The organism is Cupriavidus sp. YAF13 (assembly GCF_052113425.1).
Classification (GTDB): Bacteria; Pseudomonadota; Gammaproteobacteria; order Burkholderiales; family Burkholderiaceae; genus Cupriavidus.
In genome coordinates, this window is the sequence record NZ_JBFRDD010000014.1 from 76,972 (window position 1) to 102,275 (window position 25,304).

Sequence of the window (25,304 nt, forward strand, 5' to 3'; positions counted from 1 at the left end):
GTCCCGCCTTCAATATTGTGTTTTCAGTACGCTATGGCTCGTGCCAGGCGCATCCCGCAGGGACTGCATGGTGTCGGCCAGCCGCGGCGCGCTGCGCCGGACACAAGCTGCGCTGCCGGGCTGCTATCGAGAATCCTTGGGATGGCCTGGTCGTGCGGCCCGGGGCCGCACTCTTGCTGGAGGGGTGGCGCGTACCACGAACCGGCGCCAATTCTTGCAGAGTTATCGTTTCGTCACTTGACGCTGCGTCTCACAAAAACCGACGTTCCGTCTCACATGRATGTTCCTGTCCCGGAGCGCGCATTGGCCGAGCGAGCGCCGTAGAATCGATCTCCTGATCGACGCCGTCTGAGCCAATCACGATGCTCCCACTGATCCTTTTGCCTGCCATGCCGTGTGACGCGCGCTTGTATCGCGCCCAGCTTGAAGGCTTGTCGGATATCGTCGACGCGGAAGTCAAAGTCCTCGCGGAGGAGAGTTTCGCCGCGAGCGCCGATCTTCTGCTATCCCAGGTCAAAGGCCGCTTTATCGTTGCCGGTACCGCATACGGCGGTTGTCTCGCCATGGAGGTACTTGCCAGAGCCCCGGAACGCGTGGCAGGGCTTTGGCTGATGAACTGCAACCCCGGCATGCATCCGGACCCTGCTGGCGTACGGGCGATCAGTGCACGAATCCGCAATGGTGAACATGCCGCGGTGACGCAGGAATTCGCCGAGAAGGCGATTCCACCGGCCGACACGCTCTCGCGAGCGATGTTCGTGCAGATGGCGCAGGATTGCGGGGCGGCGCTGTTTGCCCGCCAGTCGGATGCCACCCTGACACGACGGGATCATTGGGGCACGCTTGCGTCGGTGGAGGTTCCGGCGCTATTGATCTGGGGGGCGGCCGATACATTCGTGCCGATGGAAGTCGGCCGGCGAATCGCCGGTGTCTTGCCTGACGCCCGGTATGAAGTGCTTTCCGGTTGTGGTCATTTCCCATCCATGGAGCGTCCCGAGGCGACGACGGCGATCGCTCGGGAGTGGCTATTGGACAGGTTTCGCGACCGCGACTAACGCAAGGCAACGTAATGCGACGCAGCCGGCAAACATTGGCACATAGCAGCGGCCACTGCCTCACTGCATTGTCTTCAGATCCCCGATGCGGATCAGCATCTCGGTGAACATCTGCATGTCCAGGTCCAGGTCGGCAACTTCCTTGTACTCCTTGGCGTTGTGCGCGGTGTACTTCTTGCCGGGCATGGCGGGGCCGAAGTTGATGGCATTCGGCATCAGCTTGGCGGTGGTGCTGCCGGCGGTGGGCACGGGCTTGGCTTCCAGTCCCGTGGTGTCGCCGAAGATGTTGAGCAGCGTGGATAGCCACGCGCCTTTAGGGTCGCGCGCCATCCAGTCGCCCTGGTCGTGGCTGATGGTCACCGTTGCGTGGTTGGCGGCAGCCCAGGCGTTGATCTTGTCGGCCACGGCCTTGGACAGGGCTTGCGGCGTGTTGCCGCGCGGCATGCGCACGTTGGTGGTGACCTCCAACTGGCCATTTTTTTCCTGGACGAGGTTGGGCGACAGGGTGAGCGGGCCCATGAAGTCGTCCTTGTAGGCCACGCCCATTTTCTCGCCGAGGTAGCCGGTGCCATACAGGTCGTCGAGGTACTTCGCTGCACGGGCGTAGTGGTTGTCGGCCAGCACGATGCCGGATTCCCGCAGGAACAGCGTCAGGCGCGGCAGGGGATTCACGCCTTCCTCGGGCCGGGAGCCGTGGGCGGAACTGCCGGTGACCTTGACCTCCAGGCTGTCGGCGCGCTGGGTGATATCGATGGCGAACTTGCCCTGCGGCGCGTACTTTTCGATAAAGGCGGCGCGTGCTGCTTCAAGCTGGGTGCGGGCTGCGTTCAGGTCGCCGCCCTTGAGTTGCGCGCTCGCGGTTTGCGGCACGGCGTTGGCGGCGGCCGCGCCGCTCATGCCGACGATGGCGGTGGCGTTGCCGTCGGTGGCCTGCACGGGGAAGAACACCTTCAGGCTGCCAGAGCCTTTCTCGGCCACCACGGCGGGGTATTTGCTGTCGAGCACGATGTTGTACTCGGGCAGCTTGGTGTGCTGCCGGTAATACTTCATGCCGTCGCCGCCCGTTTCCTCGGTGGTCTCGATCATCAGCCGGATGGTGCGGTTGAGCTTCAGCCCGCTTTCCTTCACGGTCTTCATCGCGTACAGCACGGTGGCAATCGAGCCCTTGTCGTCGATGGTGCCGCGGCCGTACAGGAAATCACCCACGCGCGTGACCTTGAACGGATCGAGCTTGGTGCCGTCGTCCAGCACCCATTCGTCCGCCACGGCAGGGACTACGTCGGCGTGGGTGAGCAAGCCGAATTCTTCCTTGCCCGTGCCCGGCAAAGTGACTTCGAACACGCGGTTGTCCACATTGCGGAAGCTGAGGCCGAAGTCCTTGGCCATGCCTTCCACCAGGTTGCCGAAGGCGATGATGGCGGGGTTCTCGTGCTGCGGGATCTTGTCGTCGCGCACGGTGCGCAAGGCCACCATGCGCTCGATGGCGCTGATCACCGCCTGGTGGTGATGAATCCGGTTATAGAGGCCCAGCAAGCGCCCGATATTGGTCAGGTCGTCGCCGTGCAGCGGGGCGTGCTTTTGATAGGCGGCGACACTGCCCGCCAGCGAGGGATCGGCCTTGGCTGCGGCACGCAGGAATGCGTTGAAATCGGCGGGCGGGCTGGCCTGCGCGGCGGCGGCTAGTGCGTCGAGGCCAGGCTTCTTCAGCGTGTCCGCGAGCGCGGGCTGGCCCACGGCCAGCGTGAGCAGGGCAAGCGATGCGAGCAAGGTCGAGCGTTTCATGGGCAGGGCCCCCAAAAACGCAGGATGTTCGCATGAGTTGGCGGGCTGGTGCAAATCGCGCCGGCCCGCCGCAAGCTTGTTGCTTCTGGATGCATGGATCCAGTCACCTGGAAGGCACCTTGGCTCCCTACGCCCGGCGCCATTGATGCCATCAGGTGTGCCGGGCTTCCCCGGCGCATGGCTGCGGCCGGCAGGCCGAACCATGGCCCTGGCGGCTACATGGCCTGGGGCACGAAATCGGATCTGTGTTGTCGCGCGTCCCTCGGGTCAGGCAGGTGATGCCGTTGGGCAGGATATCCGCCGCTGGGCAGTCCGCCAGATGCACTTCCGGCCAACAGCGCATTCAGGCTCTCCGGTAATCTGCCCGGACCGCATGCCGCCGCGGGTGGGGGATCGAAGTCGCTCGGCGCCAGGCTGGCGCCGAGCAGCTTGCCGAACGCGTTGAGCTGCACGTCGGAGGTCAGCCCCGCGCTGCCCGCGAGTGCGGGGCAGATGATCCACGTGGTGCCATCCCTCTTGTAGATGTGCAGGAGCCTTACCTGGTCCGCCGGCTGCAATTGCTGCTCTTCACATGGGGCCTGTTCGAGCCCAAATGCGCGTACGAAGTCGTCAGCCTGGCGATAGCCGATGCAGACGACCACCTTGGGCCGCCAGTGCGCGCAGAGCGTGCGCAGGAAGCGGAATCGCCCGCCATGCCGGCACAGGTCCAGGTAGCGATCCTTGGGCACGAGCTCGGACTGACCGCGGAACACCTTGGACCAGGGTGTCAGGCCATCGAGCATGACGGGCAGCGGGAACAGGTTCAGCTTGAATTGCGCGCCGTCGGGTGCGTAGAGCTCATCCCGGTAGTACGCCTTCCAGTCGTTGTCGTCCAGCCGGATACCGAGCGCTTGCGCGCGCGCTGCGGCCATGATGCGGGCAATGCGCTGGTGGTTCAGCCATTTGCCCATGTCTTCCCGATGCTTCGCGCGAAACTCCGCATCCCATGCGTGCGGCTCCGTGCGCGGCCGTAATGGCCCCGCCAGGCGCTCGTACCAGGGATGCGGGCTTCTGTCGCAGATCCAGAGACTGGCCCTGGGGTTTCCGCCTTCCATCCCTACGTACGAGGCAAAGTAGTTGTCCAGTTCCTGACGCGTGAATACCCCTGTGTGCTGCACTTTTGCCCCCCTGCCTTTTGGTGGGACCCCGTTTTCACCGATTCCACAACGTGCCGCCCGGCGCTTGCAGCGCCGCGTGTGCCGCGTGGTTGTTTGATGTGTCCGGCGGGTCGGCTGCACGGTGCGGCGGTTTCCCCTCCCGCGCCGGCTGCGGCCTCGCTCGTTGTATTTGTCTTACACGGTGCTGGAAATCGAAAATAGCCAGTTCATGCCTGTCGGCCTGAGCTGTTCATATTCTGAGTTACTTCCCACAGTAAATCGATATGAAATAAATAAAATGCTAAATATTCAATTGCTGCGATGCACTATATCCGAGATCATTTGTGATACACATTGCAATATTTTAATGTCTGACATAAGAGCGATGGAATGCCAGGTATTACGCCGCATCTATTATTTTCATCCCCTCTGATGGGGGGATTGGTTTTGTGAAAACGCCCCCTGGATTAACGCGTCCTGGCCCTTCAAATGGAGAGCAGAAAGAGAAAAAAGGGGTGTAGGCCGGGGAGATCGCCTACACCCTCAAGGGATGGCAACAACAGGGTCGATCGAGTTGCCGCTGCTAAGTGTGCTGCAGTACAGCAATTTAAGTACCCTGCTGAAAGGGGGTGGATAGCCGGCAGAGTGGGGAGCGCGCGACTTGGCGCCCGGCGAGGCTCTCGAAATCAATCAATCCAGCGTCAGATGCGCTGTCCGGATGACTTCTCCCCACCGTTTTCGCTCGCTTGCCACGAATGCGGCGAACTTCTCCGGTGGCTGGCCTCCCGCAACGCCCCCCATTTCGCGGATCTGGGCCAACAGCGCCGGATCGCGCATGATCACGGCAAGCTGCTGCTCCAGCTGGGAGACGACCGCCGGCGGTGTCTTTGCAGCAACGAAGATGCCGATCCACGCAGTCGAGAGGAAACTATCAAAGCCGGCCTGCACCATCGTGGGCACCTCTGGCAGGCTCGGCATGCGCTGTGCCGAAGTCACGGCGAGCGCGCGCAGCTTTCCGGAGCGGATATGCGGCAGTGCCTGTGTCAGGTTGTCGAACTGGAATGTCGTTTCCCCTGCCAGCAATGCCGTGGTGGCAGGCGTGGAACCCTTGTATGGCACGTGAATGGCATCGGTGCCAGTGCGCATCTTGAAGAGTTCGCCCACAAGATGGCTGGTCTGGCCAATACCAGCCGAACCGAAGGAAAGTTTGCCGGGTTGTTGCCTGAGTTGTGCGATCAGGTCGGCCACGCTCCTGATGGGCGATTGGGCATTTACCACCAGGACATTGGGAAAGGCAATGATGTCGGTGACCGGGGTCAGATCCGACGGCGCATAGCTGAGGTGCGTGTAGGCGCTATAGTTGATCGCTTGCGGGCCGACATTGCCTGCCAGCAACGTGTAGCCGTCGGCCGGCGCACGCAGCGCCGCCTGCGTTCCGATGATGCCGCCGCTGCCCGGGCGATTGTCGACGACGACGGGCTGCCCAAGGCGCGCGCTGAGTTTCCTGGCCAGCAGCCGGATTGGAATATCGATGGTGCCACCTGCCGCGCCCGGCACAACGATCGTGACCGGCCGCTTCGGCCATGCCGTATCCGGCGGCGTGCCGGCAGTGGCTGACAGTGTCGTCGCGGTCAGGGCGCAGACGAGCGAAAGGGCGAGGCGCTTTTCCGGGGGCCATGCATGCATATGTCTTCTCCTCTCTGGGTTCCGTCGATATTCTTGCCGTACTACATCCGGGGAGTGTCCACGGTGGCGGCAAAGCGCCCGAGATGCGTGGCGGCATTGCCCAGAAGCAGTTCATTGCCGATCAGCCGCTTGCTGTAATGGCTGATGGCGGTCTCGTCCTGCAAGCCGATGGCGCCATGCAATTGCAAGACATCCAGTGCGATACCGCGGCCGGCGATACCGGTCATGTACTTGGCCGCGCAGACGCGGCGCTCGCGTTCCGCCGGTTGCACGGTATCCCAGTCGGCCAGTGCCTGCCGCACCAGATGGTGCGCGTTGTTCCATGCGCGGTAGTGTTCAGCCACGCGGTGCTGGAGGACCTGTTGTTCCGACAAGGGGCGACCGAATTGCCTGCGTGTGCGCAGGTATTCGACTGTGATGCCCAGCGCGCGCCGCATGGCGCCGACGCTCTCCGCGCAGAGCGCTACTGTGGCCAGTGCCAGGGCCTGTTGAATGGATGCGGGGGCATGCTCGGGGCCAGCGAGCAAAGCGGCGTGCGCTAGTACCACGCCGTCCAGGTGCAGGTCAGCCGCGCTGCGCCCGTCGTGGAGCTGATAAGCGCGTTTGCCAACGCCGCCGATGCTGGCCGGCACGTCAAACAGGCCGATGCCGCCCTCACTCAGACACGCCGCCACGATCAAGCGATGGGCCTGGGCGCCACCCATCACCATCGAATTCACACCATCCAGAAGCCAGCCTTCGCCGGTGCGCTGCGCTGTTATCTTCGGGCGCGGTATCCGGCCATCGCCGGCGCCCTCACCGCAAGCCAGCGCGCAGCGGGTCTGTCCGCTGGCCAGCGCCGCCAACAGTGCGTTGCGTACCGGGCCATGCGGCGTGGCGAGCAGCGCCTGCGTGGCGAGCACCGCGCTCCACGGCAGCGGTTCGAGAACCAGCGCTTCGCCAAGCGCTTCCATGATCGGCAGCAGGTCTGCCATGGTGTTGCCCAGGCCTCCGGCTGCCTCCGGAATGGCCAGGCCGGTCAGGCCAAGCTCGGCCAGGCCGGTCCACGCAGCTTCATCGAAGCCTCCATGCGTGCCGATGATCTTCTGCCTGCGCGCGAAGTTGTAATGCTTGTCCAGCCAGCGGCGCACGGTATCGACCATCATGGCCTGCTGTTCGCCCAGGTGATCGGCGCGCGCGCAGTCGATCTCGGTCTGTCCGGAAAAGATCGCCTTGGCGATGATCTGGCGCTGTATCTCGGAGGAGCCGCCGGCCAGTGAGCTGCCGCGGTAACGCCACATGTGCAGGGCCAGGTTCCCGGCATGCCCGGCATGTCCGGTCGGCCCCTCGCCTGGCCTGCCCTCGACGGCTTCCGGGTTGAACACCAGGGATGCGGTGCCATGGGCATCCATGCTGAACAGGTGCAGGTCCTGCAGCAACTCGATGCCTTCGAGTTTCAGCAGCGAAGCCTCCAGTTGGGGACTACCGCCCTGCGCCGCCTGCCGCACGGCAGGCCACCAGGCGGCTTCGAGCGCGCGCGTGCGAATGTCCAGGGCGGCGTGCCGGCGCTTGAGCAGGGCGTGCTCCATGCGCAGCGCCGGATCGCCGCCGCCGTGCTGCTGCGCGACCAGCCCTGCGGCGCGCGCGAGTTCTGCCTTGCATTCGGCCAGCCGTGCCACGAACAGGCGCTCGATGACCAGCAGCCCCTTGGCGATGGCCCAGCCGGCGTTCTCCGCTCCGACCAGGTTTGCGGCCGGAACCCGCACATCGTCAAAGAACATCTGGACGTGAAAGTGCGAGCCATTGATATAGCGAATGGGACGTACCGTCACGCCGGGCGAGCACAGATCGATCAGCAGCACCGAAATCCCGTCCTGCTTGCGTTCTGCGGTGGCGTCCGTGCGTGCCAGCACCAGAGCCCAGTTGGCCCAATGCCCGAGGCTTTGCCAGATCTTGGTGCCATTGATGACCCACATATCGCCATCGCGGCGAGCCACGGTGCGCAGCGATGCCAGGTCCGAGCCGGCGTCGGGCTCGGAGTACCCCTGCGCCCAGAAGTCGTCGAAGGTGAGCATGCCGGGCAAGAAGCGCCGGCATTGTTCAGGCGTGCCATGGCGGATCAGCGTAGGGCCGATCGTGTCGATACCCAGGTTCTCCACATAGGGCGCGTCGCTTGCAGCGAGTTCTTCCCGGAAAATGGCCTGTTCCACCAGCGACCAGCCCGGGCCGCCGTGCTCGCGTGGCCAACCGGGCGCAGCCCAGCCGCGCGCATGCAGGATGCGGTGCCAGATGGTGGCCTGCTCGCGCGTGACGAGGCAGTGCGCGCGCGTGGCGGCGCGGATGTCGGGCGGAACCGCCTCCTGCAGGAAGTCGCGGATCTGCTTGCGAAATGCCTTCAGGCAAGTGCCGGGCGTGCCGGTGTCCGGGGAGTCTGGCATGACCATTCCTTCTATGAAAACGTGATTTGACTGGTGTGCCGCACGGGATGATCCAGTGCCTGGTCCAGCCTGTGGATGGGGGAACGGGCGACGTTGGCAGCGCAGGGTATCGAGCCATTCGGCCACCGGCCGGGTCCGGACGTGCGCCGGGAGGAGACCGAGCGTTTCGGAAACACTCGCCACGCAGGCGGCGATCGTGGCGAAATCCGGCGCATCGGCCATCTCTTGCCGATCGGCCGCCAGACGGATGCGTCTTTGCTGCGTATCGTTGTCTATGCCGATCGGCGCGGGCCCGTCAGGGGCCTCGAACACCTCGTCGTAGCCGGGCTTTGCGCCAAGCAGGCCGGTGCGCCTGTCAGAAAAGTACAGCGGCTCAGTCCCATTGTGTCTCCGCGCGATAGCTTTGTCGGGATCCGCCGACTTTTGCGGCAGTGGCCCCACTATTGCCCTGGCCCCGCTAAATGTCCAAGATCGTTTTTTGATGCCGGATATAGAATCTGGATATACCCCGCCGTATTGGCCGGCGCCGTGCCGGCGTCTTGCCGGGCACGTGCTGCTGCGCGAAGGGCCGGACCTCGGTAGAATCGCTCACGGCGTCGCACGCAAGGTGCGCAGCCTTGCCCCATACCGGTGCAGTATCCGGAGCGCCACGCGGCGCAGCTGGCATGTCCGTACGGACCCAAGGAAAACAACAACATGAGCGACGAGAGCCTGACCCCCCCACCCGAGGCCGAGAGCAAGCCTGTTCTCGACTACCCCTGCGGAGAAGCGCCGGCGCCCGGCAGCGCGGTTGAGGTCGTGCCTGGCGTGCTGTGGATCCGCATGCCAATGCCGTTTGCGCTGAGCCATATCAACCTGTGGGCGGTGCGTGACGGCAAGGGTTGGGCAGGGGTTGACGCCGGTCTGCAAACCAGCGAAACCGCCGCCGCCTGGCGCGATCTTTTCGCGCAGGGTGGGGCGCTCGCGGACGGGCTCACCCGGCTCTTCGTGACCCACATGCATCCCGACCACATCGGCATGGCCGGCTGGCTGACCCGCAAGTTCGCCTGCCGCCTGTGGATGACCCGGCTGGAGTACCTGAACTGCCGCGTGCTCGCGGCGGACACCGGGCGCGAGGCGCCGGAAGACGGCGTGCGCTTTTATCGCCGCGCAGGCTGGGACGACAATGCCATCGAGGCCTACCGCGTGCGCTTTGGCGGTTTCGGCAAGTACGTCCATGCCTTGCCCGACAGCTACCGGCGCTTGCGCGACGGCGAGAACCTGACGATCGGCGAGCACCGGTGGCGGGTCGTGGTTGGCAACGGCCACTCGCCCGAACACGCCTGCCTCTATAGCGAGGCGTTGAAGATCCTGATCAGCGGCGACCAGATCCTGCCGCGCATCTCTTCCAATGTGTCGGTCTTCCCGACCGAGCCCGATGCCGATCCGATGGGCGACTGGCTGGCCTCGCTCGCCAAGCTGCGCCGGGAAGTCCCGGACGACGTACTGGTGCTGCCGGCGCACAACGAGCCCTTCCGTGGCCTGCACGCGCGCATCGATTATCTGGAGCGCAGCCAGCACCACGCGCTGGACCGCCTGCGCGCCGCGCTGGCCGAGCCCAGGCGGGCGGTGGATGTCTTCGGCGAGCTATTCTCCCGCCCCATCGGCGCCGAGCCCGGGCTGCTCGGCATGGCAACCGGCGAGAGCATTGCCCACCTGAACTATCTCGTGCATCGGGAAGAGGCCGTGATGGAGGTGGGCCCCGACGGCATCGCGCGCTACCGCAAGGCCTGAGCGCCGGGAGCATAGGGCGGGGTGGGGCGGGGGAGGGCGATCAGATCCAGACGTCGTTGACCGCCGTCCGCTCGCCACCCTCGCCGCCGGTATTCAGTACGCCCCGGGGCTCGATCAACAGCAGCTTCACTTCCGTCTCGGCAAAAGGCTTGTGCTCCACGCCCTTGGGCACCACGAACATCTCGCCCGCCGATAGCTGCACGTGCCCGTCGCGAAAATCGATGCGCAGCGCGCCCTCCAGCACGATGAACGCTTCATCGGTCTCGGCATGGTGGTGCCAGAGAAAATCGCCTTCGATCTTGACCAGCTTGAACTGGTAGTCGTTCATCTCGGCGATGACTTTGGGCGTCCAGCGCTCATGGATCAAGCCGAGCTTCTGCGCGAAGTTCAGGCTTTTGTATTTACCGGGCTCTTTGTGTGGGGCGCTTGCCAGATCGTGTTGCATGGCGTGTATCTCCTTGCTTTGTCATGAACGCATACGTTAGCAAGGCTCGCGGGTGAAATCTTGTACGATCGTGCAAGCTGTCAGCCGGCGCCCTCAGCGCAGTCTTTGCTGCATCTTTACCCAGCGTGCCGGCGACATGCCATAGGCCTTGCCGAAGTGACGCGTCATGTGGCTCTGATCGGTGAAGCCGGCGGCCAGCGCGGCATCGGCCAGCGACTGGCCCCGCATCAGCAGCGAGCGCACCAGGTCAAGCCGGCGCATGGTCAGGTAGCGGTAAGGGCTGGTGCCGAACAGCAAGCGGAAGTCGCGCGACAGGCTCCAGCGATCGCGCCCGCTGCACGCTTCCAGCTCACTCAAGGTGACCGTGCGCTGCAGCGCGCCGTGAATGAATCCCCGCGCCATCTCTGCGGCCCGGTAGTCATAGCCCTGGTGCCTGGCGCGAGCGCCAGCCGCGGCGCACAAGGCATGCGCGAGATCGAACAGCGCATCGTCCTCCTCCAGCGGATCGAGCGGGCTCTCCATGCTCTGCAGCAAGACGCCGGTCGCTTCACGCAGCCGCGCATCCGAGGACAGGCCGTTCTTGATAAAGGGCAGCGGCTTGCCGCCCAGCACCTGCTGGATCAACGCTGGCTCGATATACAACATCCGATACTGGAAGCCAGCTTCGGTGCCGGCCTCGCCGTCGTGGACTTCATCGGGATGCAGCACAATGGTCCCGCCAGGCAAGCTGTTGCACTCCGCGCCACGATATTTGAAGCGCTGCACGCCCGACAGCGTCCGCCCGATGGCATAGGTATCGTGGCGATGCGGATCGTAGCCATGCCCGGAAAAGAACGCTTCGATACGTTCCATGCGGCCCGCTTGCGGCGCGCGCAGGACCCAGTCCTTTGGCGTGTCTTTCAACGGCATGATCACCAGACCGGCACCTTCGGCAGGTGCCAGTCATGTTGCACGGCAAGCAGCCGCAGCGCAAAGCAGCTGGCGCCGCCGGCCAGCGCGGCGACGGTCGGCGGCAGGCGCAGGGCCCGGGCACTGACCAATACCGCGGATCCCAGCCAGGCTGCCGTGGCGTAGATGTCGGCGGTCAGCACGGTCGGCACCTGCGCCAGCAGCATGTCGCGCACCACGCCGCCGCCCACGCCGGTGAGTGTTCCCATCAGCGTGGCAACAAGCGGGCGCACGCCGTAGTTCGTCGCCTTTTGCACGCCCGCCACGGCAAACAGTGCCAGGCCCGCCGCATCCAGCGCGATGATCAGTGGGCCGGTAAACCCCTGCGCCGCCGAGTGGAATACGAACGCCGCGGTACCGGCAAGACAGGCAAGGGCGGGATAGCGCCAGTCCCGGATCGCATTGGGCGGGGCCGCGCCGATCAGCAGGTCGCGGATGATGCCGCCGCCCACCGCGGTGACCAGCGAGACCACCAGCACGCCGAGAAAGTCCAGCCCATGCCGCATGGCGACGATGGCGCCCTCCACGGCAAACACGGTGGTGCCGGCAAGATCGGCTGCCAGCACGACGACTTCGGCTCTTGTTCTCATTGGGCTGATGAATTGGGCTCGGGGCGGGGCAACTGTAAGAGGATACTGGCCTCCGGGCAGTGGCGCCATAGACACCTGCAGGTGGTACGCACCGCGCGTGCACCGACGGCGCATTGCCATCGCCCCGCTAGCGTCGATCGCGGCCAACCGCCTGCCACGCCAGCGCGCCAGCGCGCAAGCGCAAGCTGGCGAAGGCACGCGGGTTGGCCATGCGAGTTGACCATGCCATGCGGCTGGCTCAGGTCCCCAGGTTCAGGCCAAAGTTCACCTTGAACAGGATCAGGATGCCGAAGATGGCGAACAGCGCCGCGGCGACGAAGCGCATCTTGGAGAGCGGGATGATGCGGGTCAGGCGTTCACCCAGCAGGACCGCGGGCACGTTGGCCGCCATCATGCCGAGCGTGGTGCCGACCACGACCATGCTCAGGTTGGCATACTGCGCGCCTAGCGCAATGGTGGCGAACTGCGTCTTGTCGCCCATCTCGGCGAGGAAGAAGGCCACGACAGTGGTGGCGAAGGCGCCGGCGCGCTTGCCGTTGTTCCCTTCGTCGTCCAGCTTGTCGGGGATCAGCGCCCAGGCGGCAAAGGCCAGGAAGGCGATGCCCAGCACCCAGCGTGTCACATCCGGGCTGACGTGCGATGCAGCCCAGTCGCCCAAGGCGGCGGCAAAGAGGTGGTTGAAGATGGTTGCGACGAAAATGCCCGCAATGATGCTCCACTGCTTGCCGGGAAACCGGGAGGCCAGGAGAAAGGAAAGGAGCTGAGTCTTGTCGCCCATTTCAGCCAGGGCGACCATACCGAACGAAGCAATGAGTGCTTCCATGTGACATCCAAAGGGGGCCGGCAACAAACGAACCAATGACTTCGCTGCCCAGTGCCAGCCCCAGCTGGTGGACAGAAAAGTCAAAGGTCTCGCTGAGCCAATCAGGCTGCCGGCGCCATGGTTTTTTGTACCAAGTATGTTGACGCGGGCCCCTCCAGTGGGGACTGGAGGCTAGCTACTCCCCTAAGACGGCGCAGATGATACCACAGGCTTGCGCTGGCGAGGATCCGGTGCCCCGGCGCCCCGGCGCTCAAAACGCCTTGCTCACGAACACGCGCCTTGTGCCATTTGACGCACACCTTTGCCGCGAACAATACTAGAGCGCTTTGGGGGCGCCCAGGCTCCATCCATGCCAGACCATACCGACTTACGATGACCCAGCCCGATATCCATGACCACGCCTCCCTGATCAGTGCCTTCCGGCGCGGCCACCGTCCCGCCTACCTGTTTTTCTGGGGCCACAGCGCCAGGCCGGGAGCCGCGGTGGGCAAGGAGTGCCTGTCGCAGTGGTGGCCCGCGCGGTTCAGCGTGGATGGCCAGGTGTTCGCCAGCGCCGAGCATTTCATGATGGCTGGCAAGGCGCGCCTGTTCGGCGACGAGGCTGCCCTGGCGCGGATCCTGGCGGCGCCTTCGCCCGCCGCGGCCAAGCGGCTCGGCCGCGAGGTGCGCGGCTTTGACGAAGGGCGCTGGAATGCCGCGTGCCAGGCGCTGGTGACGCAGGGCAATATCGAAAAATTCCGCCAGAATCCGGACCTCGCTGGCTACCTGCTCGGCACCGGGCGGCGCGTGCTGGTGGAGGCCAGCCCGGTGGACCGCATATGGGGCATCGGCCTGGCCGCTGACGATCCGCGCGCGGCCAATCCCGATCAGTGGCGCGGGCCCAACCTGCTCGGATTTGCGCTGATGGCTGCGCGCGAGGCGCTCAGGGAAGGCGCGGCGCATTAGAACGGGAGGAAGGGGGAAGGGGCGGAGTCATCCGCCCCTTCCCCTGATCCTGATCAGTCCTCGGCGACGAAGCCGGTAGACTCCACAATCGGCTTCCAGGCGGCGCGCTCCAGCTGGATGCGGTGCCGCGCGTCCTGGCCAGGCCTGGCTGCCACTTCCAGCCCAAGGGCTTCCAGCTTGCCGGCGGTCGCGGCATTGCCGGAGGCGACGATGAACATCTTCTCGACCTTGGCAACGACATCCGGCTGGGTGCCAGCCGGCAGGAACGCGCCGTACCAGCTGGTAGCGTACTCATACTGGCTGAAGCCTTGCTCCTTCAGGGTCGGCACGTCCGGTAGCGCCTTGGCGCGCCGCGTGCCGCTCACGCCCAGGAACTGCAGCTTGCCGCCCTTGTACAGCGGCATCATGCTGGCCACGGCATCCCAGCCGATCGACACCGTGCCGCTGATCACGTCGACCAGCATCGGGGACGCGCCGCGATAAGCAGCCGGCGTGATGGCGATGCCGGCGGCCTTGCCCAGGGCTACCGTGCCGAGGTGGCCGGCGCTGCCGATGGTCGCCAGGCCCAGGCTGGCGCTATTGGGATTGCGCTTGGCCCACTCCACGTACTCCTTCATGTTCTTGTACGGCTGTTGCACGCCCGCCGCGATCACGGTTGGCACGTCGGTCAGCACGGCCGCGGGCACCAGGTCCTTGTCCGCGTCGTAGCCCAGCTTTTTGTAGGTCAGCGGGAAGATGGTGAACAGCGGCGACGGCCCGATGAAGATGGTCTTGCCATCCGGCTTGGCGCGCTTAACGTAGTCGAGCGCCAGGCGGGCCGATGCGCCGGGTTTGTTCTCCACGATGACGGCGCCATGCCCATCCTGGCGCAGTTGCTCGGCATAGATCCGCGCGAGGCTGTCGGCCGCGCCGCCGGGCGCGTAGCCGACGATGATGTGCATCGCGGCATCCGGGTTGTCCGCCGCGCTGGCCGGCCGGGGCAGGGCGAGAACAGCAACGGCGCAGGCCGACAGCGCCAGGGTGTGGATCACGAGGTTGCGGCGTAAAGCTTGGGTCATGGCGGATGCGGTGGCGAGGTCTATCGGTGAGAAGGGGGGGCGGTTGGGGGCGGTTGCAGCGGATTACGATTGCGGCCACTGACCAAGCAGCCCGTGCGACGCCTCGAACAGCGCCGACACACGCAGCAGTTCAGCGTCGCCGCGAAACTGGCCCACCAGCTGCAAGCCGATTGGCAGCCCGTCGCTGCCAAAGCCGCAGGGCAGGCTGATGGCGGGGTGGCCGGTCATGTTGAATGGCATGGTCCACGGGAACCAGTGCGCGCGCACGTTTTCGAAAGCCTCGCCGTCGATGTCGATGGTGCCGAACAGGTCCTGCCCGATGGGCAGCGCCGTGCGCGTCAGCGTAGGCATGGCGAGGAGGTCGCCGCGCTGCAGCAGCGCCTGCACGCGCTGGAACAGCTTCGTGCGGTCGAACATGGCTTGCTGGTACCCCACGCCGCTGACCTGCGCGGCGGAGGCCACCTGCCGCAGGAAGGTGGCGCTGAGCTGGTCGCCGTGCTCCTCGGCAATCGCGGCAAAGCGCGCGCGCCAGACCGTATGGTTGATGGCGCGCCAGATCGGCTCCACATCAAAGCCTTCGCCGGAGAAGGGTTCGAGCTCCGCGCCAAGCTCGGCCAGCTTGGACAGGCTCGCCTCGAATGCCCGGGCCACCTCCGCCGATGCCGGGCGTCCTGGCGGCGTCAGGCAGTAAAGGATGCGGCGCCCGCGCAGGTCGCCTTGCGGGCGCGCCGCGCTGGCATAGTCCGGCTTGGGCACGCCGATGGACCAGGGGTCGCAGGCATGCTCGCCGGCCATCGCCTGCAGCATCAGGCCGGTATCCGCGACCGTGCGCGTGGTCGGCGTGACATAGGTCTGGTTGCCGAACAGGTCCTGCGCCTGGCTGTGCGGAATCACGCCGTTGCTCTGCTTGATGCCGACCACGCCGTTGCAAGCGGCCGGAATCCGCGTGGAGCCACCGCCATCGGTTGCGACCGCCAGCGGCGCAATGCCGCTGGCCACGGCAACCGCCGCGCCGCCGCTCGATCCGCCGCTGGTGCGCTCGCGGCTCCAGGCATTGCGCGTGCGGCCAAACAGCGGCGAATCGGTCAGGCATTTGGAGCCGAATTCGGGCGTGGTGGTCTTGCCGATCAGGATGGCGCCTTGCTCGCGCAAGCGGGCAATGGCCACCGCATCGTGGTCGGGCACGTTGTCCCGGTACGGCGCCGCGCCAAATGTGGTGCGCACGCCCTTCGTATTGACGATGTCTTTCGCGGTGAAGGGAATGCCGTGCAGCAGCCCAAGTGGCTTGCCCGCCATCACGGCTTGCTCCGCCTCGCGGGCCGCGGCGATGGCTTCGTCGGCGCACAGCGTGATGAAGCAGTTCAGCTCGGGCTGCAGCCGGGCGGCGCGGTCGAGCACGGCCTGCGTGAGCTCGACGGGTGAGATTTCCTTGCGGGCGATGCGGCCTTGCAGTTCGGCGGCGGACAGGAAGCAAAGCGCATCGCTCATTGGCGGGCGTCTCCAGAAAGCGTCTCGGGGGGCTGGATGCCGCGCCTTGCGTGGCGTCTTGCTTTTGGTTTTTGGATCCAGAATCCAGTGTTTGCGGCTATAGTAGACCCGTGCGCAGCCCTTGTAAACTGCGTCACCCGGGCAGGATCACCCCGCGCCCAACTGGCGCCCAACTGGCACCAAGTTGCGTGACGCCGCGTGAAATTGCGTCAATAAAGTGCAGAGGGCAGACGGCAAATGGCAGAAACATTCGAATGGCAAGGCCGGGTGCGGCTGGTCGAGGAAGTCGCCCAGGTCCTGCGCCAACGCATCTATCGCGGCGTCTACCCGCCGGGCAAGCCGCTGCGGCAGGTGGAGATTTCCGATGACCTGAAGATCAGCCGCACGCCGCTGCGCGAAGCGCTGCGCATCCTGGAGCGCGAGGGCCTGGTCAGCGCCGAGACGGCGCGCGGCGTGACCGTGGTCAGCGCGGATTTCCGGCAGTTGATGGATGCCTACGAGTTACGGGAAGTGATCGACGGCCTGGCGGCCCGGCTGGCGGCGTCGCGCGCCAGCGCGCTGGCCGGGGCGCCGTTGCGCGCCATCATCGCGGTGCAGCGGGGGAGCCTCGAGCCATGGCAGCCCGAGGTCTATACAGCGGCCAATGTCGAGTTTCACACGGCCATCATCGGGCTGGCAGCGAACGAGTACCTGGCGCGGCAGGTGCCCATTGTGCATATGACATCGCAGGTGTTTGCGCCAAGGGTGCTGTTTGCCCGCGACCGGGCGCTGGCGGCCATCGAGGAGCACGAGCAGATCGTGGCGGCGATCGAAGGCGCGGATGCTGATGAGGCGGAGCATCTGGCCCGCCTGCATATCCGCAATTCGATGGCGCGGCTCAGGGCGCTGGCGCAGCGGGAAAGCGACGACGTCGCGGTGGCAGCCGAATCCTAGTGCTGGCGGGAGGCCGCCAGGACCACGGTCACGGCTGCTGCGGCTGCGCGGCAACCGGCAATTCCTGGCGCAGCGCCGGATGGTGCCGGTTCACGCTTCTCGCCCCGAAGACCAGCGCCAGCAGAAAAGCCAGCAGGTACCCCGCAAACGTCATGGTTGCTTCCATATCTGACCCCTCGATGCGCGCTCGCGCTATTTTTTTGCTAGCCGCGAGTATGCGCAAAAGCACACTTGGCCCGCTACCACACAACGGAGGGGGTGTGGCCCGAATCACAACGCTGTTGGTCGTCAAACGCCGCGCTGCCACTCGGGGCTTCCAGATCAATCTTCGGCCAAGTTGACCTACACAGCCGACGCTTTCACAGCCCCGCTGGCAAAGAAGCTCTGCAGGTTTTCAAACACCAGATCCGCCATCGCATTGCGCGTCTCGTGCGTGGCGCTGGCGATATGCGGCAGCAGCACGACGTTGTCCAGCGCGAACAGCGCCTGCGGCACCTGCGGCTCGTTCTCGAACACATCCAGCCCGGCGCCTGCAATGCGTCCCTGCACCAGCGCGTCCACCAGCGCGGTCTCGTCGACCACGGTGCCGCGCGCGATATTGATCAGGAAGCCTTTCGGGCCCAGCGCTTCGAGTACCTCGGCCGACACCAGGTGCCGGGTCTCGGGGCCGCCGGCGGTGGCGATGACCAGGAAGTCCGCCCACCTGGCCAGCTCGGTCAGCGAGGGCTCATGGCGGTAGGGCGCATCCTGCGCGGGGCGGCGGCTGTGGTAGCTCACTTCCATATCGAAGCCCGCGCCGCGCCGGGCAATGACACGTCCGATGCGGCCCATGCCGACGATGCCCATGCGCTTGCCGCTGACGCGGGTGGCGAGCGGAAACTGCGCCTTTGGCCATTCGCCGCGCCGCACGAAACGGTCGGCCGCGCTGAAGCCGCGCGCCACGTCCATCAGCAGGCCGAAGGCCGTATCGGCCACACAATCGTTGAGCACGTCGGGCGTATAGCCAACGGCGATGCCGCGCGCGCGCGCGGCGTCCAGATCGATCTTGTCGAGGCCTACGCCAAAGCTGGAGATGACCCTCAGCTTTGGCATGGCCGCGATCATCGCCGCGTCGACGCCGATCGCGGCGCGCGTGGTCAGTGCGGCGAACTCGCCGCCGTGGCTGGCGAGGAAGGCGGCGGGATCGGTCTCGGCCCACAGCGGGTGGACGTCGTAGTGTTCGGCCAGGCTGGCTTCAAGGGGGGCTGGCAAGCGTCCGTGCTGGGCAAGGCGTGGTTTCATGAGAAGAGATCCGTGTGGTGATGGCGGTATGGCGGCCATGGTGGCGATGGTGGCCGGACGGTGCCGGCCTCAGTCTGCGCTGAGCTTGTTGTCCTGGATGATCTTGGCGTAGCGCTTGCGATCCGTGGCAATCAGGTCGGCGAACTGCACGGGGGTGCTGCCCACGGGAATGGCGCCTTGCGCGATCAGTTGCTCCTTCACCGCGGGCATCGCCACCACTTCCTTCACGCCGGCGGCGATCTTGTCGACGATGTCCTTTGGCGTGCCGGCCGGCGCCAGCAGGCCGACCCACGATCCCGACTCGGCGCCGGCGATGCCCGCCTCTGCCAGCGTCGGCACGTCCGGCAGCGCGGGCGAGCGGACCTTGCTGGTCACGGCCAGCGCGCGCAGCTTGCCGGATTTCACATGGCCGGCGGTTTCCAGGATCGAGGCGAACAGCATGTCCACATTGCCTGCCATCAGGTCGGTCATGGCCGCGCCGCCGCCCTTGTAGGGCACATGCAGCAGGTCGGTGCCGGTAGCTGCCTTGAAGATCTCGGCCGACAAATGCGGCGAGCCGCCGCTGCCCGAGCTGGCATAGGTCAGCTTGCCGGGCTGGGCCTTGGCCAGCGCCACCAGTTCCTTGGGGTTCTTGGCCGGCAGTTTGGGCGTTACCACCAGGGCAAAGGGCAACTCCGCCATCAGGCTGACCGGCACGAAGGCGGCCGGATCATAGTTGAGCTTCTTGTAAAGCGAGGGATTGATCGATTGCGTGCCGACATTGCCGGCCACCAGCGTGTAGCCATCCGGCTTGGCGCGGGACACGATGTCCAGCCCGACATTGCCGGCCGCGCCGGGGCGGTTGTCCACCAGTACCGGCTGGCCCCAGAGTTGCGAGAGCCGCAGCGCCACCAGGCGGGTGCCCACGTCGGTGCCGCCACCGGGGGCGAACGGCAGGATGATGGTCACCGGCTTGGTCGGCCAGGCAACGCCGGGCTGGGCCTGCGCGGCGGGCAGCCAGGCGCCGATGGCCAGGGCAAACAGGGCGATCGGGGCCGCGCGGCGGCTAAATGTGGGGGTGTAGAGCGAGCGCATGTCTTGTCTCCGAAAGTACGGCTTGTTGGCCGGGCGCCATGGCGCCGGCACGTATCGGTTGGTGGCTGCCCGGTGGCAACTCACTCGGGCTGGATGCCCGCATCCTTGGCCACCTTGGCCCACTTGCCCATTTCCACCTGCAGGAAACTGGCGAATTGCGCGGGCGTGCTGCCTGCGGGTTCGATGCCGGCGTTCTGCAGGCGCTCGCGCACGTCGGGCGAAGCCAGCGCCTTGTTGATCTCGGCGTTGAGCTTGTCCACCACCGCCTTGGGGGTGCCGGCCGGGGCCAGCACGCCACCCCAGGTACTGGTCTCATAGCCGGGCAGGCCGGCCTGCGCCATGGTCGGCACCTGCGGCGCGGCCGATGAGCGCTTGGCGGTCGTCACCGCCAGCGGGCGCACCTTGCCGCCCTTGACCTGCGGCCCGATGGCGGCAACGGTGTCGAACATCAGCGACACGCGGCCGCTGGTCAGGTCCGGATGGGCCAGCGTGCTGCCCTTGTACGGGATGTGGACCATGTCGATGCCCGTCATGCTCTTGAACAGCTCGCCCGAGAAATGCGGCGCGCCGCCCGAACCGCTGGACGCGAACGACAGCTTGCCCGGGTTGGCCTTGCCGTAGGCGATCAGTTCCTTGACGGACGTCACCGGCAGGGAAGGGGACACCACCAGCATCAGCGGCACCACGTGGGTCAGCGCCACCGGCTCGAAGCTCTTGATGGTGTCGAAGGGCAGCTTCTTCACCATGCTGGGATTGATGGCGTGGCTRCTGGCCACCAGCGCCAGCATGTAGCCGTCCGGCGCGCTTTTGGCGACGAGGTCGGTGCCGATGATGCCGGTGGCGCCGGGGCGGTTGTCCACCACCACGGACTGGCCCCAGGCTTCGGTCATCTTCTGGCCCACCAGCCGCGCTACCAGGTCGATGGCGCCGCCGGGGGAGGCGGGGACGATGATGGTGATGGTCTTGGTGGGGTAGCCGGCTTCGGCGGCATGGGTGGCGGGGGCGGTCAAGGCGAGTGCGGCCGCGATGCCCGCTAGCGCTCGTGTGATGGGCTTGGTGTAGAAGTGCATGTTGTCTCCTGCGCGTTTTTGTTTCGGCTTAATGGCTTAACGGCCTAATGGCCTAGTGCTTTCGCTTTCCATCCAATGCGCAGCAATAGCGCTAACGCATCATTCGCAACTGCGCGGTTCCCCTCTCCCGCACGGCGGGAGAGGGGAGCAAACCGTGGCAACGCCGGACGCGCCATTAATTCGCCGTCGCCCCTGACTTCCTCACCAGCTCGGCCCAGCGCGGGATTTCCTTGCCCATGAACGCCGCGAGTTCGGCGGGGCTGCTGCCCACCACTTCCATGCCCAGTTGCTGCGTCATCCGCTGCTGCACGGCGGGTTGCTTCAGCGCGCGCACCACTTCGGCGTTCAGCCGCTGCACTACCTCCTTCGGCGTGCCGTGCGGCGCGTATAGGGCCTGCCACGACACCATCTCGAAGCCCGGCACGCCGGCCTCGGCCATGGTCGGCACGTTGGGCGCCAGCGCGGAGCGCTTGGGCGAGGTCACGGCCAGCGCGCGCAGCTTGCCAGCCTTGATCATGGCGTCGCCCGCGGTCAGCTGGTCGAACAGAAAAGGAACGAGGCCGGCGGCCACGTCCTGGATTGCCTGCGGGCTGCCCTTGTAGGGCACGTGGGTCATCGGCACCTTGATCATGTCGGCGAACAGCTCACCTGCCAGATGCGTCGACGTGCCCGCGCCCGACGACGCGAAGCTCAGGCCCGGATGGCTCTTCGCATAGGCGATCAGCTCCTTCACGTTGTAGATCGGCAGCTTGGCGTCGACCATCAGCACATTGGGCACGTAGGCGATCAGGCAGACCGGCTCGAAATCCTTGACCGGGTCGTATGAGAGATTCTTGTACAGGCTCGCGTTGATGGCATGCGTGCTGATAGTGCCGCCAAACAGCGTGTAGCCATCCGGCTTGGCGCGTGCCACGTAGCCCGCGCCCACCGCGCCGGCCGCGCCGGGCCGGTTCTCGACCACCACCGGCTGGCCCAGCGCCTTCGAGATCTCCTGCCCGATGGTGCGGGCGACGATATCGGTGGAGCCGCCCGCCGCGAAAGGCACGACCCAGGTGATCGGGCGCGACGGCCATTTGTCCTCGGCCCGCGCGCCGGCACTGAACATGAACAGGGCGCCGGCCGCAGCCAGCATGCCGAGGGCGGCAACGCGGCGCAGCGCGCCTCGCTTGTTGTGATTCATCTTGTCTCCATGCGTGGCCGCCTTGCCCCCTGCATCGGGGGCGGGCTGGCTCATGTGCTTGTCTGTGGCTTCTTTGTGGCTTCTTTGTGGCTTGTCCCGTCTGGCAGACGGCGATGCTCAGCGCTCAGCGGCCCCTGGCTTCGCGCCATGCGGCAAAGTCCAGCCGGCTTTGCTCCTGGGTTGGCGGATACAGGCCGATGATCGAGCGGCCCTTCATCACTTCCTCCGTGACGAAGTCTTCGAACGCGGTCATCTCCACCGCCTCCGCCGCGATTTCCTCGGCCAGGTGGCGCGGCACGATGATCACGCCTTCGGCATCGCCCACCACCACGTCGCCCGGGAACACCGCCACGTCGCCGCAGCCGATGGGGCCGTTGATCTCGATGGCCTGGTGCAGCGTCAGGTTGGTCGGCGCGGAGGGGCGGTGGTGATAGGCCGGCATGGCCAGCCGCGCAATCTCCGGCGAATCGCGAAAGCCGCCGTCGGTGACGACACCGGCCGCGCCGCGCTGCATCAGGCGCGTGATCAGGATCGAGCCGGCGGAGGCCGCGCGCGCGTCCTTGCGGCTGTCGATCACCAGCACCGCGCCGGATGGGCACTGCTCAACCGCCTGGCGTTGCGGATGGTTCGGATCCAGGAACACCGAGATCGGGTTCAGGTCTTCGCGCGCCGGGATGTAGCGCAGCGTGAAGGCCTCGCCAACCATGTTGCCGTGCTCGGGATTGAGCGGATGCACGTCCTGGATGAACTGGTTGCGCAGCCCGCGCTTGAACAGCGCCGTGCACAACGTGGCGGTGCTGACAGTCTTGAACTGGTCGATGGTCTGCTGGCTGAGCTTGCTGGCGTGGGTCGTATCGGTCATGGCGGGTCCGCTGTCTGGGTGTCTGAGTGTCTGGATATCTGGGTGGTCAGTAGATGCTGGGTTCGCCCGTGGGCGCGCCAAAATCGGTTTGCAGGAAGTCGAAGTCGCAGCCGTCGTTGGCTTGCCGGATGTGCTTGGCGAACATCCAGCCATAGCCACGCCCGAAGCGCGGCGGCGGCGGCGTCCACGCGGCCTTGCGGCGCGCCAGCTCTTCGTCGGACACCTCCAGGTGGATGCTGCGGCGGTCGATGTCGACCGAGATCATGTCGCCGGTGCGCACCAGCGCGAACGGGCCGCCGATATACGATTCGGGCGACACGTGCAGGATGCAGGCGCCGTAGCTGGTGCCGCTCATGCGCGCGTCCGACATGCGCAGCATGTCCCGCACGCCTTGCTGGACCAGCTTCTTGGGGATGGGCAGCATGCCCCATTCCGGCATGCCCGGGCCGCCTTGCGGTCCGGCGTTGCGCAGGATCAGGATGTGGTCGGCGGTGACGTCGAGATCGTCGCGCTCCACCGCTTCCTTCATCGACGGATAGTCGTCGAACACCAGCGCCGGGCCAGTGTGCTTGAAGAACCGTTTCTCGCAGGCGCTGGGTTTGATCACGCAGCCGTCCGGCGCGATATTGCCCTTGAGCACGGCCAGCGCGCCCTCCTGGTACAGCGCGTTTTCCTTGGTGCGGATCACGTCGTCGTTATAGACCTCCGCGCCCGCGATGTTCTCGCCCAGCGTGCGGCCGGTGACGGTCAGCGCATCCAGGTGCAGCTTGTCGCTGATGCGGTTCATCAGCGCGGGCAGGCCCCCGGCGTAGAAGAAATCCTCCATCAGGTATTTGTCGCCGCTGGGCCGGATATTGGCGATCACCGGCACAACGCGGCTGGTCTTGTCGAAATCCTCCAGCCCGATGTCATGCCCGGCGCGGCGCGCCATGGCGATCACGTGGATGATGGCGTTGGTGGAGCAACCCATCGCCATGGCCACCGCGATGGCGTTTTCAAACGACGCACGCGTCTGGATCTGTTGCGGGGTCAGGTCTTCCCACACCATGTCCACGATGCGCCGTCCGGCCTCGGAGCACATGCGGATATGGTTGGCATCGGCAGCGGGGATGGACGAGGCGCCCGGCAGCGTCATGCCGATGGCCTCGGCAATCGCAGTCATGGTGCTGGCCGTGCCCATCGTCATGCAGGTGCCGTGGCTGCGGGCGATGCCGCCCTCGATGCCGATCCATTCGGTCTTGCTGATATTGCCGGCGCGGCGCTCGTCCCAGAACTTCCAGGCGTCGGAGCCGGACCCCAGCACGTTGCCCCTCCAGTTGCCGCGCAGCATCGGGCCGGCCGGCACGTAGATGGCCGGCACGCCTGCGCTCGACGCGCCCATCAGCAAGCCGGGCGTGGTCTTGTCGCAGCCGCCCATCAGCACCGCGCCGTCGATGGGGTGGGAGCGGATCAGTTCCTCCGCTTCCATCGCCAGCATGTTCCGGTACAGCATGGTGGTTGGCTTGACCGCGCTTTCCGACAGCGAGATGGCGGGGAGCTCGATCGGGAAGCCGCCGGCCTGCAGGATGCCGCGCTTGACGTCGTCGACACGCTGCTTGAAGTGGGAGTGGCAGGGATTGATGTCGGACCACGTGTTGATGATCGCGATGATCGGGCGGTCCAGCCATTCGTCGGGCGAGTAGCCCATCTGCATGATGCGCGAGCGGTGCCCGGAGGAGCGCAGGTCGTCGGGGGCAAACCAGCGCGCGCTGCGCAGGGTCTCGGGCGTCTTCTTTCGTGACGTCATGCTGTCTCTTCCACGGATGTTGTCATTGGGCCGGACCTCCGGTGCCAGAATTGGGCTGCAGAGATACGACATCTGATATCGTCGGATGGATTAAAGCACTAATATATTAGTGTGTCAAACCGTAAAACTTTCCACTAAACTGCTGCCATGGGACGCAATGCAGCGTCCTTGTGCGTGATAAGCCACGCCCGTGCCGTGAAACCAGACCGCCCGATGGAAGCCACTGAAGCCACCTTGTCCGCCCCGCAGATTCAATTCCAGTTCGACCGCACCCGGCATGCCGCGCCGCAGGTGTTCGAGCATATGCGGGACATGATCATCTCCATGACGCTGCCCCCCGGCACGGTGCTGTCGCGCACGGATCTCGCCGCGCAATACGGCATCAGCCAGACGCCGGTGCGCGATGCCCTGATGCGCCTTGCCGAGGAAGGGCTGGTCGATATCTTCCCGCAGCACGCCACGGTGGTCAGCCCCATCAGCATCGCGCTGGCCCAGCAGGCGCATTTCCTGCGGCGCTCCGTGGAAGTGGAAATCGTGCGCACGCTGGCCGAGGCACCGGACCCCGCGCTGGTGGAGCGGCTGCGCCTGAGCGTGGCGCGGCAGCAGGCCATGCTGGCCGCCCAAGACTTCGCGGAGTTCTCCCTGTTCGACCAGGCCTTCCACCGCCAGATGTACGAAGCCGCCCGCGTGCCGGACCTGTGGATGCTGGTGCGCCGCCAGAGCGGCCACCTGGACCGCCTGCGCCGCCTGCACCTGCCGATCGCCGGCAAGGCCAACGCGGTAGTGGCGGATCACACCGCCATCGTCGATGCGATCGCCAGCGGCGACCCCGACGCCGCCCAGGCCAGCCTGCGCCGGCATCTTTCCGGCACGCTCGCCAATCTCGAAGAGATCCGCGCTCGCTACGGCAACTTCCTGCAGTAGCAGCAAGCGCAAAGCAAAGCAAAGCGAGGCGATCGAAGCTCGTGGCAT

At 65.8% G+C, this 25,304-nt stretch carries 22 protein-coding genes and 1 riboswitch; of the genes, 5 read left to right on the plus strand and 17 right to left on the minus strand.

Annotation, left to right across the window (positions count from 1 at the left end):
• The first annotated feature begins 362 nt into the window (after positions 1–362).
• Entirely contained in the window at positions 363–1,055 is a 693-nt protein-coding gene (locus AB4061_RS13910) for an alpha/beta fold hydrolase (protein ID WP_441634624.1), read from the plus strand.
• Positions 1,056–1,115: 60 nt separating this feature from the next.
• Here AB4061_RS13910 and AB4061_RS13915 read toward each other — a convergent pair whose 3' ends face one another.
• The 4 genes from AB4061_RS13915 to AB4061_RS13930 form a co-directional block, all read right to left on the minus strand.
• Positions 1,116–2,837 (minus strand): dipeptidase, encoded by a 1,722-nt coding sequence (locus AB4061_RS13915; protein ID WP_441634626.1) that lies wholly within the window; start codon positions 2,835–2,837, stop codon positions 1,116–1,118.
• A 215-nt stretch (positions 2,838–3,052) separates the two neighbouring features.
• On the minus strand, positions 3,053–3,787 hold the full coding sequence (locus tag AB4061_RS13920) for an XpsR family transcriptional regulator (RefSeq protein ID WP_441634628.1): 735 nt from the start codon (positions 3,785–3,787) through the stop codon (positions 3,053–3,055).
• 876 nt (positions 3,788–4,663) lie between these two features.
• Complete coding sequence (locus AB4061_RS13925; protein ID WP_441634630.1) at positions 4,664–5,659, minus strand: Bug family tripartite tricarboxylate transporter substrate binding protein; 996 nt, start codon at positions 5,657–5,659, stop codon at positions 4,664–4,666.
• Positions 5,660–5,700: 41 nt separating this feature from the next.
• Positions 5,701–8,076 (minus strand): acyl-CoA dehydrogenase family protein, encoded by a 2,376-nt coding sequence (locus AB4061_RS13930; protein ID WP_441634632.1) that lies wholly within the window; start codon positions 8,074–8,076, stop codon positions 5,701–5,703.
• Between the two features lie 696 nt (positions 8,077–8,772).
• On the opposite strand from AB4061_RS13930, the gene AB4061_RS13935 reads away from it, so the two are divergent.
• Positions 8,773–9,849, plus strand: a complete 1,077-nt coding sequence (locus AB4061_RS13935; RefSeq protein ID WP_441634634.1) for an MBL fold metallo-hydrolase — start codon at positions 8,773–8,775, stop codon at positions 9,847–9,849.
• A 40-nt stretch (positions 9,850–9,889) separates the two neighbouring features.
• Here the strand turns inward: AB4061_RS13935 and AB4061_RS13940 are convergent, their stop codons facing one another.
• From AB4061_RS13940 to AB4061_RS13955, 4 genes are all read right to left on the minus strand, one after another.
• On the minus strand, positions 9,890–10,294 hold the full coding sequence (locus AB4061_RS13940; RefSeq protein ID WP_441634636.1) for a cupin domain-containing protein: 405 nt from the start codon (positions 10,292–10,294) through the stop codon (positions 9,890–9,892).
• Positions 10,295–10,387: 93 nt separating this feature from the next.
• Positions 10,388–11,203 carry an AraC family transcriptional regulator gene (locus AB4061_RS13945; RefSeq protein WP_441634638.1) on the minus strand — a complete coding sequence of 272 codons (816 nt, stop codon included), beginning with the start codon at positions 11,201–11,203 and terminating at the stop codon, positions 10,388–10,390.
• A 2-nt stretch (positions 11,204–11,205) separates the two neighbouring features.
• Positions 11,206–11,832, minus strand: a complete 627-nt coding sequence (locus AB4061_RS13950) for a trimeric intracellular cation channel family protein (protein ID WP_441634640.1) — start codon at positions 11,830–11,832, stop codon at positions 11,206–11,208.
• 238 nt (positions 11,833–12,070) lie between these two features.
• The gene (locus AB4061_RS13955) at positions 12,071–12,655 is read right to left on the minus strand and encodes a TMEM165/GDT1 family protein (protein WP_174426415.1); all 585 of its coding nucleotides are present in this window, start codon (positions 12,653–12,655) and stop codon (positions 12,071–12,073) included.
• Between the two features lie 9 nt (positions 12,656–12,664).
• Positions 12,665–12,853: riboswitch (yybP-ykoY riboswitch) on the minus strand.
• A 174-nt stretch (positions 12,854–13,027) separates the two neighbouring features.
• On the opposite strand from AB4061_RS13955, the gene AB4061_RS13960 reads away from it, so the two are divergent.
• Positions 13,028–13,600: an NADAR family protein gene (locus AB4061_RS13960; protein ID WP_441634643.1), complete on the plus strand. Its 573-nt coding sequence runs from the start codon at positions 13,028–13,030 to the stop codon at positions 13,598–13,600.
• Positions 13,601–13,653: 53 nt separating this feature from the next.
• Here AB4061_RS13960 and AB4061_RS13965 read toward each other — a convergent pair whose 3' ends face one another.
• Together AB4061_RS13965 and AB4061_RS13970 are read right to left on the minus strand one after the other, a co-directional pair.
• Positions 13,654–14,658, minus strand: coding sequence for a Bug family tripartite tricarboxylate transporter substrate binding protein (locus tag AB4061_RS13965; protein ID WP_441634645.1), 1,005 nt, complete (start codon positions 14,656–14,658; stop codon positions 13,654–13,656).
• 63 nt (positions 14,659–14,721) lie between these two features.
• Entirely contained in the window at positions 14,722–16,146 is a 1,425-nt protein-coding gene (locus tag AB4061_RS13970; RefSeq protein WP_441634647.1) for an amidase, read from the minus strand.
• A 237-nt stretch (positions 16,147–16,383) separates the two neighbouring features.
• Between AB4061_RS13970 and AB4061_RS13975 the strand changes: the two genes are divergently transcribed.
• Positions 16,384–17,079, plus strand: coding sequence for a GntR family transcriptional regulator (locus AB4061_RS13975; RefSeq protein ID WP_441634649.1), 696 nt, complete (start codon positions 16,384–16,386; stop codon positions 17,077–17,079).
• Positions 17,080–17,107: 28 nt separating this feature from the next.
• On the opposite strand, the gene AB4061_RS13980 is transcribed toward AB4061_RS13975, so the two are convergent.
• The 7 genes from AB4061_RS13980 to araD form a co-directional block, all read right to left on the minus strand.
• On the minus strand, positions 17,108–17,245 hold the full coding sequence (locus tag AB4061_RS13980; RefSeq protein WP_441634651.1) for a hypothetical protein: 138 nt from the start codon (positions 17,243–17,245) through the stop codon (positions 17,108–17,110).
• 176 nt (positions 17,246–17,421) lie between these two features.
• Positions 17,422–18,360 (minus strand): 2-hydroxyacid dehydrogenase, encoded by a 939-nt coding sequence (locus AB4061_RS13985; RefSeq protein WP_441634653.1) that lies wholly within the window; start codon positions 18,358–18,360, stop codon positions 17,422–17,424.
• A gap of 69 nt (positions 18,361–18,429) precedes the next feature.
• Positions 18,430–19,434 carry a Bug family tripartite tricarboxylate transporter substrate binding protein gene (locus AB4061_RS13990; protein WP_441634655.1) on the minus strand — a complete coding sequence of 335 codons (1,005 nt, stop codon included), beginning with the start codon at positions 19,432–19,434 and terminating at the stop codon, positions 18,430–18,432.
• 80 nt (positions 19,435–19,514) lie between these two features.
• The gene (locus tag AB4061_RS13995) at positions 19,515–20,504 is read right to left on the minus strand and encodes a tripartite tricarboxylate transporter substrate binding protein (protein ID WP_441634657.1); all 990 of its coding nucleotides are present in this window, start codon (positions 20,502–20,504) and stop codon (positions 19,515–19,517) included.
• A 175-nt stretch (positions 20,505–20,679) separates the two neighbouring features.
• Positions 20,680–21,684: a Bug family tripartite tricarboxylate transporter substrate binding protein gene (locus AB4061_RS14000; RefSeq protein WP_441634658.1), complete on the minus strand. Its 1,005-nt coding sequence runs from the start codon at positions 21,682–21,684 to the stop codon at positions 20,680–20,682.
• Positions 21,685–21,808: 124 nt separating this feature from the next.
• Complete coding sequence (locus AB4061_RS14005; RefSeq protein ID WP_441634660.1) at positions 21,809–22,546, minus strand: ribonuclease activity regulator RraA; 738 nt, start codon at positions 22,544–22,546, stop codon at positions 21,809–21,811.
• Between the two features lie 46 nt (positions 22,547–22,592).
• Complete coding sequence (gene araD, locus AB4061_RS14010) at positions 22,593–24,332, minus strand: L-arabinonate dehydratase (protein WP_441634662.1); 1,740 nt, start codon at positions 24,330–24,332, stop codon at positions 22,593–22,595.
• A 213-nt stretch (positions 24,333–24,545) separates the two neighbouring features.
• Between araD and AB4061_RS14015 the strand changes: the two genes are divergently transcribed.
• A complete protein-coding gene (locus AB4061_RS14015) occupies positions 24,546–25,256 on the plus strand; it encodes a GntR family transcriptional regulator (protein WP_441634664.1) in 711 nt (236 codons plus the stop codon).
• Positions 25,257–25,304: the final 48 nt, after the last annotated feature.

Excerpts from the sequence above, each read along its gene's own strand:
- AB4061_RS14005 (WP_441634660.1), bottom strand. The coding sequence starts at position 22,546 with ATGACCGATACGACCCACGCCAGCAAGCTCAGCCAGCAGACCATCGAC.
- AB4061_RS13920 (WP_441634628.1), bottom strand. The coding sequence starts at position 3,787 with ATGGGCAAATGGCTGAACCACCAGCGCATTGCCCGCATCATGGCCGCA.
- AB4061_RS13950 (WP_441634640.1), bottom strand. The coding sequence starts at position 11,832 with ATGAGAACAAGAGCCGAAGTCGTCGTGCTGGCAGCCGATCTTGCCGGC.
- AB4061_RS13980 (WP_441634651.1), bottom strand. The coding sequence starts at position 17,245 with ATGGAAGCAACCATGACGTTTGCGGGGTACCTGCTGGCTTTTCTGCTG.
- AB4061_RS13935 (WP_441634634.1), top strand. The coding sequence starts at position 8,773 with ATGAGCGACGAGAGCCTGACCCCCCCACCCGAGGCCGAGAGCAAGCCT.
- AB4061_RS13985 (WP_441634653.1), bottom strand. The coding sequence starts at position 18,360 with ATGAAACCACGCCTTGCCCAGCACGGACGCTTGCCAGCCCCCCTTGAA.
- AB4061_RS13910 (WP_441634624.1), top strand. The coding sequence starts at position 363 with ATGCTCCCACTGATCCTTTTGCCTGCCATGCCGTGTGACGCGCGCTTG.
- AB4061_RS13970 (WP_441634647.1), bottom strand. The coding sequence starts at position 16,146 with ATGAGCGATGCGCTTTGCTTCCTGTCCGCCGCCGAACTGCAAGGCCGC.
- AB4061_RS13990 (WP_441634655.1), bottom strand. The coding sequence starts at position 19,434 with ATGCGCTCGCTCTACACCCCCACATTTAGCCGCCGCGCGGCCCCGATC.
- AB4061_RS13975 (WP_441634649.1), top strand. The coding sequence starts at position 16,384 with ATGGCAGAAACATTCGAATGGCAAGGCCGGGTGCGGCTGGTCGAGGAA.
- AB4061_RS13940 (WP_441634636.1), bottom strand. The coding sequence starts at position 10,294 with ATGCAACACGATCTGGCAAGCGCCCCACACAAAGAGCCCGGTAAATAC.
- AB4061_RS14000 (WP_441634658.1), bottom strand. The coding sequence starts at position 21,684 with ATGAATCACAACAAGCGAGGCGCGCTGCGCCGCGTTGCCGCCCTCGGC.
- AB4061_RS13915 (WP_441634626.1), bottom strand. The coding sequence starts at position 2,837 with ATGAAACGCTCGACCTTGCTCGCATCGCTTGCCCTGCTCACGCTGGCC.
- AB4061_RS13930 (WP_441634632.1), bottom strand. The coding sequence starts at position 8,076 with ATGCCAGACTCCCCGGACACCGGCACGCCCGGCACTTGCCTGAAGGCA.
- AB4061_RS14015 (WP_441634664.1), top strand. The coding sequence starts at position 24,546 with ATGGAAGCCACTGAAGCCACCTTGTCCGCCCCGCAGATTCAATTCCAG.
- araD (WP_441634662.1), bottom strand. The coding sequence starts at position 24,332 with ATGACGTCACGAAAGAAGACGCCCGAGACCCTGCGCAGCGCGCGCTGG.
- AB4061_RS13965 (WP_441634645.1), bottom strand. The coding sequence starts at position 14,658 with ATGACCCAAGCTTTACGCCGCAACCTCGTGATCCACACCCTGGCGCTG.
- AB4061_RS13945 (WP_441634638.1), bottom strand. The coding sequence starts at position 11,203 with ATGCCGTTGAAAGACACGCCAAAGGACTGGGTCCTGCGCGCGCCGCAA.
- AB4061_RS13925 (WP_441634630.1), bottom strand. The coding sequence starts at position 5,659 with ATGCATGCATGGCCCCCGGAAAAGCGCCTCGCCCTTTCGCTCGTCTGC.
- AB4061_RS13960 (WP_441634643.1), top strand. The coding sequence starts at position 13,028 with ATGACCCAGCCCGATATCCATGACCACGCCTCCCTGATCAGTGCCTTC.
- AB4061_RS13955 (WP_174426415.1), bottom strand. The coding sequence starts at position 12,655 with ATGGAAGCACTCATTGCTTCGTTCGGTATGGTCGCCCTGGCTGAAATG.